The sequence below is a fragment of the Vreelandella lutescens genome, from assembly GCF_014640815.1.
Taxonomy (GTDB): domain Bacteria; phylum Pseudomonadota; class Gammaproteobacteria; order Pseudomonadales; family Halomonadaceae; genus Vreelandella; species Vreelandella lutescens.
The window spans coordinates 12,339-24,891 of record NZ_BMHM01000009.1; the positions used below are offsets into that span (position 1 = coordinate 12,339).

Consider the following 12,553-nt stretch of genomic DNA (forward strand, 5'->3'; position numbering starts at 1 on the left):
GCTAAGCCAGCTTGCCGCTTGTGCTAGTATCGCCTTCCTAAATGAATTGCCCGCAGGGCCATGAAAGGAAGTCTGTTGAGATGCTGGCTACAACCCCCTCTCCTCCTCATACACACAACAGTGCTCCTCAGCTATTTACAGGAGCCTCTGTTTTTCTGTTAGCGGCGATTGCGCTGGTGGTACCCAGTGGTTACTCACTGGGTGCTGTTCTGCTGCTGCTAGCCGGGCTTGGGCTTATCGCCACTAGGCGCGTACCCGTCATCACCAAGCAGGATGGTGCGATTATTGCTGTGCTGCTCGCTTATGCGGCCATTACCATGTTCGAGGCATGGTGGGATGGGCAAGGCAGTAAGGGGTTTGATAAGCCAAGCCGCTTTATCCTGGCCATTCCGGCACTCTTCTGGATGCTGCGCTACCCTCCAAAACCTGCGTTTTTATGGAGCGGAGCGGCAACGGGGGCGCTGTTAGCGTGCGGCTGGGCGGGTTGGCAAAAGCTAGTAGAAGGCGTAGACCGCGCACAAGGCCACACCCATGTTATTCAGTTTGGCAACCTGAGCATGCTATTGGGCGTGTTGTGCATGGCGGGGCTCGGTTGGGCGGTGGTTCAACGCCAGCGCGGCTTATGGATAGCATTGTTACTGGCAGGTGCCGTGGGTGGCGTGCTGGGGTCACTGTTTTCAGGTAGTCGTGGTGGTTGGGTAGGATTCCCGATCGTACTGTTAGTGCTTTATCGCGCCTACGGTACCCAGCTTTCCGCCAAGCTTAAAATAGCCGTATTAGCCACCGTATTGGTGGGTGGGGCAACGGTGTATGCCGTTCCGCAGATAGGTGTGCAGGATAGGGTTCACCAAGCGTTTAGCGATATCGCGCTCTACGTATCAGGTGAAAACCGTTCGACCTCGATTGGATCGCGTTTCGAGATGTGGCGAGGAGCGGCGCTGCTCATCCAAGAAAAGCCACTGACAGGCTGGGGCAGCAATGGTTACGCAGAGGCCATGGCAGAGTTTGGTGCAGCAGGCGTGATAAGTGCAGAGGCTGCGCAATACGGTCATGCGCATAATGAGTTTATTGATGCGTTCGCAAAACGTGGCCTGCTAGGTCTGATAGTTCTGCTAGCACTATACTTAGTCCCGATGCGTCTGTTTGCGAGGCAACTACAAGCTGATCACCTACCCACAAGAGCCGTGGCGACGGCGGGCGTGTTGCTGCCAGTCACTTTTTTGGATTTTGGATTGTCGCAAGTATTTCTGGAACACAATAGCGGCGTCATGATGTATGCCTTCCTGCTTGTCGTGTTATGGGGTATTTACGTAAACGAACAGCAGATGAAAAGTTAGAAAAGCCCGTTTGTTGAAAGTATAAGCTCATGTTTTTGTAAGATTATTTTGCCGGCCATTGAGGCCGGCATTTTAATATCACAACAATGGGTTCTTGGCTAAATAGAATTAATCAGTTGTACAAGGTTTGTTAACGTAGAGCCTTGCCGGTTAATCCCTTACAATGTTGCGTGCTTTTTAATAGCATAGGTTAATTAAATTTCATCCGCACAGCGTAGGGCAAGGGAATGCGTCCGTTACAATCCCTGGGCGGTAGCGTGCCTTTTTATTGGAAATCACCATGTCAAACTCCCCACTTTTCATAGCGCGGCCAGCTCGCATGCTGCTGGCAGCGTTAAGCGTTGCCGTGGTTAGCGGCTGCGCCACGTACCCCAGCGGCAACCAGCAGCAGGTGCAGTACGTGCTTGGCAACGACTCCGCCAAGCCGCTGCAAGACGAAAACCTGAACGGCTTTCTCGCCCAAGCGCCTGCCGGAGCCGTGCTTAACCTCGTGCAAAGCCCTTGGGGCGATAACGTCGAGGTCATCGCCGAGGCCCCCTATCTGGCGGCCAGCGGCAGAGAGTGCCGCAAACTGCGCGTAGTAGAGCAGGGCAGCGGCGCGGCTCGCACGGCGCTTACCTGTGCGACGCCTAACGGGTGGGTAAACCAGCGCATGCTGCTGCCAGAAAGCCAGCAAGGGGCGATGTCGTTGACAGCGCCATCCTCTATGTCTCAAGGGACCTCTCAAGGGCGCTATTAATGAGTTTACAACGCGTAATGAAACGGCTTTCTCTCACGCGCCCGGTAGCGGTGCTATCTCTGGCCTTGCTGGGCACCGCCGCCAGCAGCGCAAGCTGGGCACAAAGCATTAGCCTGCCCAATACTATCCTGCCGGAAGATCAAGCTAGCCAGCAGCCCGTCGAGCAGGTCAACGACAACCCCCGCGCCGACTGGCGTAGCGGCACCTATGGCCCGGTAGCGAACCAGCCGCAATTGAACCCCGACGCGCTGCCACCCTTTGGTGCCAACCTGTTTACCGGCGGCTTTCGGGGTGCCATGGGGGATGGGCTAAACGCCGATTACCAAGTAAAACCTGGCGACCAAATTACCGTGCGTGCCTGGGGCGCGTTTGAGTTTGACCGCGTGCTACCGGTCGATGCCCAAGGCAACATCTTTATCCCCGGTTCTGGCCCGCTCAATGTAGAAGGCCAGAACAGCCAGCAGGTCGATAGCCGCGTGCGTGGTGCTATTACCTCGGTGTACCCTGAAAACGTACAGGTATACACCAACGTACAGGGCGTGCAGCCCGTGGCGGTGTTTGTCACCGGTTACGTGCAAAACCCTGGCCGCTTTGCAGGCACACCCAACGACTCGGTACTTTACTTCCTAGACCAAGCGGGCGGTATCGACCAAGACCTAGGCAGCTATCGCCAAATCCGCGTGATACGTAACGACCAAACCGTGGCCACAGTAGATCTCTACGACTTCCTGATCAACGGCAGTATTGCGCGCCCGCAGTTTCAGGATGGTGACACCATTGTGGTGGAAGAGCGCGGCCCGGCCATTGCCGTAGTGGGTGATGTTCACCGTGAGCACCGCTACGAGCTGATTGGCAACCAGCTAAGCGGTGCGGAACTGGTAGAGCTTGCACGCCTCAGAAGCGGCGTATCGCATGTGCTGCTACGCGGCGACCGTTCCGACGGCCCCATGGCGCAATACTTCCCGATTAACGAGTTCTACACCCAAACCATTCGCAGCGGTGATGAAGTGGCGTTTAGCGCCGACCAGCGCAGCGAAACCATCGTGGTACAAGTAGAAGGCAGCTACTACGGCCCTTCACGCTTTGCGCTACCCCGCGATGCACGCCTGAGTGAACTGCTGGATGCCATTCCCGTGCCGGAAAACATGACCGCCGTGGAAAGCATTTCACTACAGCGTGAAAGCGTGAAACAGCAGCAACAACAGTCCATGGAAGATAGCCTGCGCCGCCTGGAAACCACCTACCTAAGCGCAGAATCAAGCACCAATGAAGAAGCGCAGATTCGTGCCCAAGAAGCGGAGCTGATCCAAAACTTCGTGCAACGCGCCCGCGAGCTAGAGCCCAGCGGCCGCTTGGTCGTCGCCTACAACGACCGTATTTCAGATATCCGCCTGCAAGATGGCGATGTGATCACCATTCCTGAAATCAGCGACTCCATCCTCATCAGCGGTGAAGTGCTGGTACCCCAAGCAGCGGTGTATCGCCCCGGCATGAGCGTGATCGATTATATTGAGAGCGCAGGCGGGTTTACCCAGCGGGCCGACGACGATCACATCCTGCTGGTTCGCCAAAACGGCGCAGTGGAAAACGCCCGCAATACCCCACTACGCGCGGGTGATGAAATTCTCGTGATGCCAGAAGCGCCCACCCACAACCTGCAGCTAGCCGCCACGCTCACGCAAATCCTCTACCAAGTCGCCGTCGCTACTCGTGTTGCGGTGGATTTGTGATGGGTGGTTGGTAAATAGTGAATGGTGATCGGTGAGTGGTGTAAGCAGTATCTCGTAGCGCGGCGTAACGACTGAGCGAGAGCAACGAGCGAAAGAGGCACCCGCGAAGGCGGCGCCAGCCGCCCTGATCAAGGCAGCCTAATCATCAACAGCTCCTTCATTTACGTTCTTTTCAAAAGAAACAGCCTCATGAACAACACACCCAGCGCCCCGAAAGGGGCGCGCACCCCCTGGCAAGTCACCCGTAGTGTGTGGTACGCCATGTTTGTGCGCGAAGCCCTCTCACGCACCATGGGCGACCGTATGGGCTGGTTCTGGATGGTGTTTGAGCCAGTCGCCTTTGTGGGCATCATGATTGGTGTGCGCAGCTTTATCCGTGGCGACCGCTTAGTAGTCAACGCAGAGTTTATTCCCTGGTTAATTGCAGGCTTGCTTGGGTTTGCGTTAGTCCGTGAAGGGATGATGCGTGGTATGGGGGCAGTGGAAGCCAATAAATCACTGTTTGCCTACCGGCAAGTGCAGCCAGTGGACCCCGTGTTAGTGCGTAATTTTCTAGAGGGCGCACTGCGTAGCTTCGTATTTCTCATCTTTATCGGCGGCGGCCTGATGCTTGGGCTGGATATGTATCCCGACAATGCCTTACGCGTCTTGGCCGCATGGCTTTCGCTATGGAGCCTGGGGTTGGGGCTCGGGTTAGTCACTTCGGTAGCGGCAACGCTCGTGCCAGAAATAGGCAAGGTAGTACGCATGCTCTCATTGCCGCTGCTTATCCTATCCGGCGTCATTATGCCCTTAAACAGCCTGCCACACTGGCTACTTGAGTACTTAATGCTGAACCCTATCCCCCATGGGTTAGAGACATTGCGCCTCGGTTTTTTTGAAAACTACAAAGTGGTTCATGGCACAAGCATGCTCTACTTCTGGCTATTTACTCTCACGCTAATCTCAGTTGGGCTGGTGATGCACCTGCGCTTTGTTGACCGTTTAAAGGCAAAATAACCCATGTACGCTTCTGTTAATCGTTTTGTAAAAGCATTTCCCCATTGGGCAGTCGCCATTATCGCGATAGCGTTGGTGTCGTTTTATTGGTTTGTGTGGGCAGAAGAGCGCTACGTCTCCCGAGCAACTGTCGTTTTAGAAAGCCCCCAAGTAGCCACGCCAGATATTAGCTTCGCATCGCTACTAGGTGGAGGGGGAGGCGGTAATACGCACGACTTGCTGTTGCTACGTGAGCATTTGTTATCCGTCGATATGCTACGGCTCTTGGATGAGCAGTTAGGTATTCGTCAACACTACAGTGAGCACGGCGACTTTTTTGCCAAGCTACGCGACCCTAATGTGCCCATTGAAGACCTCCACAAATACTACCTGCGCCGAGTAGAGGTAGAGCTAGACGAGTACGCTGGGGTGCTCAATATCCACGTTCAAGGTTACACGCCAGAGTTTGCAAGAGACATGGCAGCCCTGCTATTAGATGCTGGCGAAAACCACATGAACGAAATGGGCCACCGGCTAGCAGATGAACAGGTGCGTTTTTTAGAACAGCAAATGGTACGCCTGGAAGAGCGCTTTGAAGAAACGCGTGCCCAACTGCTCGAATTTCAGAATGAGTACGGCTTAGTATCGCCTACGGCCACGGTCGAAAGCATCAACCAAGTAGTGGCAACACTGGAAGGCGACTTAGCTCGTTTACAAGCCCAGCGCAATGCTCTAGCCAGCTTCCAAAGCTCACAATCAGCAGAGCTTCGCCAAGTAGAGCGCAGTATTGCAGCGTTACGCGACCAGATTGTGGAACAGCGCGATCGCCTAGCACAAGCCGCCGGTAACTCGCTCAACCGAGTTTCTGCCGAGTACGAAACCCTAGAGCTACAAGCCCAGTTCGCCCAGGAAACCTACTCCAGCGCACTGGCCGCCCTTGAAAACACCCGTTTAGAAGCCGCCCGCCAACTCAAGCAAGTCAGCGTGCTACAAAGCCCACTACTGCCAGAATACCCCACCGAGCCTAACCGCCTATATAACAGCAGCGTCTTCGCCATCATCACCATCTTCCTCGCGTTCATCCTCAGCATGATCATCATGATCGTCAAAGACCATCGCGATTAGAATTGTAGGTGAAGGGTGAAGGGTGAAGGGTGAAGGGTGAAGGGTGAAGGGTGAATGATGCCGCCACCCCGTAGCGCGGCGTAACGAAAGAGCGAGAGAAACGAGCGAAAGAGGCACCCGCGGAGGGCGGCACCAGCCGCCCCGATTGAGCCACCGAATATTAAAGTGCCATTGCAAACCACGGTGCCATCATCGGCAATGCTCACGCGTTGCTTCGCGGGTGCGCTCCGCTTACACCGCGCTACGGGAACACCGCCAATGTTATGACGCGTGACACCACCCCGTTTCGCGGCATAACGATCAATCGTGGCAATACTTCAAATGGTGGCAACATCCCGTAGCGCGGCGTAACGAAAGAGCGAGAGCAACGAGCGAAAGAGGCACCCGCGGAGGGCGGCACCAGCCGCCCCGATAACGCCACCACACGCCCAACGTCTCATCGCTGAAAGAAAGCACGAAAAGGAATTCAATGCTCAACATCACCCACCACGGTGGAGCCAAAGGCGTCACCGGAAGCTGCCACCAGCTCACCCTTGATAGCGAACACTCACTGCTGATCGATTGCGGGCTATTTCAAGGCGAAGACGCAACAGAAGACGCCTTCCAGCAGCTACAAATCGAATTCGATATCAGCACCGTCAAAGCGCTGGTCATCACCCATGTACACATCGACCACGTAGGCCGCTTGCCTTACCTATTGGCTGCCGGGTTCAAAGGGCCAATCATCTGCTCCATTCCCTCGGCCAAGCTATTACCTCTGGTGATCGAAGACGCGCTAAAAATCGGCTTCACTCGCAACGCGCAATTCATTGAGCGTTTCCAGCAGCAGCTAGAAAGCCAAATCATCAGCGTACCCTACGGCAAATGGCACGCCGTGGTAGAAGGCAATATCACCACGCGAGTAAAGCTCAAGCGGGCAGGGCACATTCTCGGCTCCAGCTACGTAGAAGTAGCGCACCAACACCCCAATGGTGAAAAGGAACGGGTCATCTTCAGCGGCGATTTAGGTGCCCCTTACGCACCGCTACTCCCCGCACCTAAATCCCCCTACGGCTGCGAACAGCTAGTACTCGAAAGCACCTACGGCGACCGAAACCACCCTGACCGCCGTCAGCGCCGAGCCACGCTGAAACATGCCATCGAGCAAGCACTCACTAACGGTGGCACAGTGATGGTGCCTGCTTTCAGCATAGGCCGCACCCAAGAGCTCCTCTACGAGCTGGAAGGCATCATTTATGACGCCGGACGCAACGCCAAACGCGGTCTACCCAAAAGCCAATGGCAAGCGCTAGAAATTATCGTCGATTCACCGCTCGCCGCACGCTTCACTCAGGTATACCGCCAGCTAAAACCCTACTGGGATAACGAAGCCCAGCGCCGCCTACGCAGCGGCCGCCACCCGCTCAACTTCGATAACCTCTACACCGTAGAAAGCCACGAAGCTCACGAGCAAACGGTAGCGTATTTAGCCAACACAGGCCGCCCAGCCGTAGTGATCGCCGCCAGTGGCATGTGCGCAGGCGGGCGCATTATGAACTACCTAAAAGCCATGCTAGGGGATGAACGCCACCAAGTTCTGTTTGTCGGCTACCAAGGCGCAGGCACCCCAGGCCGCGCTATTCAGCAATACGGCCCGCGTGGTGGTTGGGTAGAAATAGACGGCCAGCGCTTTGACATCAAAGCAGGGGTCACCTCCATCAGCGGCTACTCCGCCCACGCCGACCAAAAAGGCCTGCTCAACTTCGTCAAACGCATGCGCCGCTGGCCCCACACCATTCATTTGGTACACGGCGAACAAACCGCCCGCAGCGCGCTCAAACGTGAGTTGGAAGCAATGTACGCACGTAAAGGCAGGGGGGTGAAAGTGGTGAATGGTGAGTAGCACCAACCTCGTTTCGCGGCATAACCAACAATCGCGGCAACACCTCGAATGGCAGCAACCACCCCGTAGCGCGGCGTAACGAAAGAGCGAGAGCAACGAGCGAAAGAGGCACCCGCGGAGGCGGCGCTAGCCGCCCCGATCGAGCCACGGTGATTGATCAAACCCCGGTGGCATATTCGGCACCCCTGGCGGGGTGCTTCGCGGGTGCGCTATCGCTTACACCGCGCTACGGGAACATAGCCAACGTTAGAACCTTGCAGTCCCCGTAGTGCGGCGTAACGAAAGAGCGAGAGCAACGAGCGAAAGAGGCACCCGCGGAGGCGGCGCTAGCCGCCCCGATCGAGCCACGGTGATTGATCAAACCCCGGTGGCATATTCGGCACCCCTGGCGGGGTGCTTCGCGGGTGCGCTATCGCTTACACCGCGCTACGGGAACATAGCCAACGTTAGAACCTTGCAGTCCCCGTAGCGCGGCGTAACGAAAGAGCGAGAGTAACGAGCGAAAGAGGCACCCGCGGAGGGCGGCGCTAGCCGCCCTGATAACGCCACCACTCCGCATAGAAACCGCATCGACACATCATCGGCTACTAACCCAAAATGATTGAAATAAAGAACCTCTATAAGCGCTACCACAACCATCACGGTAGCGATTGGGTGCTCAAGGATATCAACGTCACCATTCCCCAAGGGGTCAGCGTAGGCTTGATTGGTGCTAACGGTGCGGGTAAATCCACACTGTTGCGTCTGATCGCCGGTATGGATTCACCAGAGCGTGGTGAAGTGATCCGCCATAGCCGGGTTTCCTGGCCAGTCGGGCTATCCGGTGGAATGCAAGGCAACATGACCGGGCGACAAAACGTCAAATTCGTTGCCCGTGTGCAAGGCAGTGGCCCGGAAGAAGTAAAGCGCGTTATTAAGTTTGTAGAGGAGTTTGCTGAAATAGGCCCCGCCTTTGATGAGCCCATTCGCACCTACTCATCGGGCATGAAGTCGCGTATTTCATTTGGCCTTTCCCTGGCATTTGATTTTGACGTCTATATTTCCGACGAAGCCACCGCCGTAGGCGACCGCGCATTTAAAGAAAAAGCCAAAAATCTGTTTCAATCAAAAATAGGCGTGTCATCGCTCATTATGGTGTCCCACTCAGAAGGCATTTTGAAAGACCTCTGCCAAGCAGGGCTCTACATCAAAAAAGGCCAAGCCTTCTGGTACGACGATATTAACGATGCCATCGCCGCTTATCACGTCGATAGTGATCAGAAAAAGCGCAGCGCCGACTTCCCTAAAGACCCCAAAGGCGCACGTCAGTATCTACAGTCCTGCCATGCGGATTTAAAAGCCGCCCAAGAACGCCTAGCGAATGCAAAAGAGCAGGGCGATACAAAAGAGATAGCCGAAGCCAAGAAAGCCGTGCAAGACGCAGGCAGCCGGGCCAAAGAAGCCCGCGCGCATCTTGAAACCCTTCGCTAAGTTTGCCGCTCATCACGCACAAAAGTAGGAAGTAATGCACAGCAAAACGTTTTTAATTACCGGTGGCGCAGGGTTTATTGGTTCAGCCGTCGTACGCGAACTCATCCATAGCACTCAACACCGAGTGATCAACGTCGATAAGCTCACCTATGCTGGCAATTTAGAATCGCTAGCCATGGTAAAAAGCAGTGAGCGCTACACCTTTGTGCAGGCCGATATTTGCGATGCACCCGCCATGCAGCGGCTGTTTGATGGGTACCAGCCCGATATCGTGATGCACCTAGCGGCCGAAAGCCACGTAGACCGTTCCATCGACGGCCCCGCCGAGTTTATCCAAACCAACGTGGTAGGCACCGCGGTACTGCTGGAAGCCGCCCGTGCTTATTGGAAAGCGCTTCAAGCAACGAACGCCACCAAAGCCAACGCCTTCCGCTTTCACCACATCTCCACTGATGAAGTATACGGTGACTTAGAAGGCACCGATGATCTCTTCACAGAGACAACACCCTACGCACCCAGCTCGCCTTACTCCGCCAGCAAGGCAAGCTCAGACCACCTAGTACGCGCTTGGCAGCGCACCTACGGGCTGCCCACGCTGGTCACCAACTGCTCGAACAACTACGGCCCTTACCATTTTCCGGAAAAGCTCATCCCGCTGATGATCTTGAATGCCCTCGCGGGCAAGCCCCTACCGGTATACGGCAACGGGCAACAAATCCGCGACTGGCTCTACGTAGAAGACCACGCCCGCGCCCTCATCCAAGTGGCCGTAGAAGGCCAAGTAGGCGAGACCTACAACATCGGCGGGCATAACGAACAAACGAACTTACACGTCGTAGAAACCATCTGTGACATCCTGGACGAGCTGGTGCCCCTACAGGCAAACGAGAGCACACAAGACACCACTCACCACTCACCACTCACGACTCACGACTCACCATTCACCACTTACAAACAACTAATCACGTTTGTAACAGACCGCCCAGGCCACGACGTACGCTACGCCATCGACGCCAGCAAAATCGAACGCGAACTCGGCTGGAAGCCAGCAGAAACCTTCGAAACTGGCCTGCGTAAAACCGTGGAGTGGTACCTCGCCAACGAAACTTGGTGGAAACGCGTACAAGACGGCAGCTACCAAGGCCAACGCCTCGGCAGCCTATAAGGAGTGAGCGCCATGACCCCTGACCACTCACAACTCAGCACTCACAACTCACAACTTACCACTCACCATTCACCATTCACCCCTCACAATTTACCATTTACTATTCTCATCACCGGCGGTAATGGCCAAGTAGGTTTTGAACTACAGCGCCAGTTTGCCCCATGGGGCACTATCCTTGCCCCTACACGGCAAGCGCTCGATTTAACCAATGCTCAAGCCGTAGATGATTATCTTGCCCAGCACCAACCCGCGCTGATTCTGAATGCCGCCGCCTACACCGCGGTAGACAAAGCCGAAAGCGAGCCAGAACAAGCCAGGCGCCTGAATGCTGAGTTACCCGCACAGCTAGCGGCATACGCGGCTAAGCAGGGCATCACGCTGGTGCACTATTCAACCGACTACGTGTACCCCGGCAACGGCGAAACCCCCTGGCAGGAAGATAGCCCCACCGCGCCGCTAAGCATTTACGGGCAAACCAAGTTAGAAGGGGATGAAGCGGTTACTCAAAGCGGTGCGCACCACCTGATTTTTCGCACCAGTTGGGTATACGCCGCCCGTGGCAACAACTTTATGAAAACCATGCTGCGCCTGGGCCACAAGCGCGAAACGCTCAACATCGTCAACGACCAAATAGGCGCGCCCACGCCAGCACGCCTAATCGCCCAAATCAGCGCGTTAGCCTTTACTCCTCACGCCTCACGTCTCACGCCTGGCCATTCACCCCTCACCCCTTACCTTTCATCAGGGGTTTACCATCTAGCCACGCAGGGCGAAACCAGCTGGCACGGCCTCGCCAGTGAAATTTTTAAACAGGCCGCCCAGCGGCAGGTAGAGCTTGCCATTACGCCTGAAAACACCCAAGGCATCACCACCGCCCAGTACCCAACACCCGCCAAGCGCCCGTTAAACTCACGCTTAGCGCTGAGTAAATTAGAGCGGGCATTAGGCATCACCCTGCCTACTTGGCAAAGCCAGCTAGCGCTAACGCTTCAAGAGCATCTGGAACATTACTAAGCCACGGAAAGCACTGAAAAAACGGAAAAAATTCTGTTAATTTTCTCCTTTAATGTCATCCGTGCTATCAGTGAGTATCCGTGGCTAAAAAATGAATAAAGAGACCCCAATGAGTCAAAGCACACCCAGAAAAGGCATTATTCTTGCCGGTGGCTCAGGCACACGCCTGCACCCCATTACTCGGGGCGTTTCCAAGCAACTGCTGCCTATTTACGACAAACCGATGATCTATTACCCGATCTCGGTGCTCATGCTGGCCGGCATCCGGGAAATTCTCATTATTTCCACGCCTGAAGATTTGCCCCAATATCAAAACCTATTGGGTAGCGGGGAAGACTTCGGCCTGCACTTTGAATACGCCGAACAGGCCAACCCCGATGGCTTAGCCCAGGCATTCATCATTGGTGAGCACTTCATCGGAGAAAGCCCAGTATGCCTAGTGCTAGGCGACAACATCTTCCACGGCCAGCACTTCTCTGATCAGCTAAAGCGAGCCAGCGCACACACCAGCGGTGCCACCGTATTTGGCTATTTAGTCAAAGACCCTGAACGCTTTGGCGTGGTGGAGTTTGATGAGTCAGGCAAAGCCATCTCAATAGAAGAGAAACCCAAAAAGCCAAAGTCCGCCTACGCGGTCACTGGGCTCTACTTCTACGATAACGACGTGGTCGAGATCGCCAAACAGGTCAAGCCCTCTGAGCGTGGCGAGCTAGAAATTACCAGCGTGAATAACGCCTACCTACAGCGGGGCGATTTACGCGTAGAGCGCCTAGGCCGAGGCTTCGCCTGGTTAGACACCGGCACCCACGATAGCCTCTTGGAAGCCAGTCAATACGTACAAACCATTGAGCACCGCCAAGGCCTGAAAATTGCCTGCCTAGAAGAAATTGCCTGGCAGCAAGGCTGGATCACCAGCGAACAGCTAGCCCACTTGGCCAAACCACTAGCCAAAACTCAATACGGCCAATACCTCCAGCGCCTTTTAAAAGGTAAAAAGTGATTTTTAATGAGTGAATGGTGAATAGGTAATAGTGAATAGTGAATAGTAGGAAACCACTCACCACTCACCACTCACCACTCACCACTCACCATTCACCATTCACCATTCACGGC

At 55.2% G+C, this 12,553-nt stretch carries 10 protein-coding genes; all 10 read left to right on the plus strand.

Annotation, left to right across the window (positions count from 1 at the left end; all coding sequences use genetic code 11):
- The first annotated feature begins 80 nt into the window (after positions 1-80).
- The 10 genes from IEW65_RS16585 (at position 81) to rfbA (ending at position 12,440) form a co-directional block, all read left to right on the plus strand.
- Positions 81-1,337, plus strand: a complete 1,257-nt coding sequence (locus IEW65_RS16585) for an O-antigen ligase family protein (RefSeq protein ID WP_188640566.1) — start codon at positions 81-83, stop codon at positions 1,335-1,337.
- Positions 1,338-1,617: 280 nt separating this feature from the next.
- Positions 1,618-2,076, plus strand: a complete 459-nt coding sequence (locus tag IEW65_RS16590; protein WP_188640567.1) for a DVU3141 family protein — start codon at positions 1,618-1,620, stop codon at positions 2,074-2,076.
- Complete coding sequence (locus IEW65_RS16595) at positions 2,076-3,806, plus strand: polysaccharide biosynthesis/export family protein (protein ID WP_188640568.1); 1,731 nt, start codon at positions 2,076-2,078, stop codon at positions 3,804-3,806. The genes IEW65_RS16590 and IEW65_RS16595 overlap by 1 nt, the downstream gene beginning before the upstream one ends.
- Positions 3,807-3,995: 189 nt before the next feature.
- Complete coding sequence (locus IEW65_RS16600) at positions 3,996-4,805, plus strand: ABC transporter permease (RefSeq protein WP_188640569.1); 810 nt, start codon at positions 3,996-3,998, stop codon at positions 4,803-4,805.
- A 3-nt stretch (positions 4,806-4,808) separates the two neighbouring features.
- The gene (locus tag IEW65_RS16605; RefSeq protein ID WP_188640570.1) at positions 4,809-5,909 is read left to right on the plus strand and encodes a KpsE/RkpR family capsule polysaccharide export protein; all 1,101 of its coding nucleotides are present in this window, start codon (positions 4,809-4,811) and stop codon (positions 5,907-5,909) included.
- A gap of 469 nt (positions 5,910-6,378) precedes the next feature.
- Complete coding sequence (locus IEW65_RS16610; RefSeq protein WP_188640571.1) at positions 6,379-7,791, plus strand: MBL fold metallo-hydrolase RNA specificity domain-containing protein; 1,413 nt, start codon at positions 6,379-6,381, stop codon at positions 7,789-7,791.
- Positions 7,792-8,388: 597 nt separating this feature from the next.
- Positions 8,389-9,261, plus strand: a complete 873-nt coding sequence (locus IEW65_RS16615; RefSeq protein WP_188640572.1) for an ATP-binding cassette domain-containing protein — start codon at positions 8,389-8,391, stop codon at positions 9,259-9,261.
- Positions 9,262-9,295: 34 nt separating this feature from the next.
- Positions 9,296-10,426, plus strand: coding sequence for a dTDP-glucose 4,6-dehydratase (gene rfbB, locus IEW65_RS16620; protein ID WP_188640573.1), 1,131 nt, complete (start codon positions 9,296-9,298; stop codon positions 10,424-10,426).
- 12 nt (positions 10,427-10,438) lie between these two features.
- On the plus strand, positions 10,439-11,440 hold the full coding sequence (gene rfbD / locus IEW65_RS16625) for a dTDP-4-dehydrorhamnose reductase (RefSeq protein ID WP_188640574.1): 1,002 nt from the start codon (positions 10,439-10,441) through the stop codon (positions 11,438-11,440).
- Between the two features lie 109 nt (positions 11,441-11,549).
- Entirely contained in the window at positions 11,550-12,440 is an 891-nt protein-coding gene (gene rfbA / locus IEW65_RS16630; RefSeq protein ID WP_188640575.1) for a glucose-1-phosphate thymidylyltransferase RfbA, read from the plus strand.
- Positions 12,441-12,553: the final 113 nt, after the last annotated feature.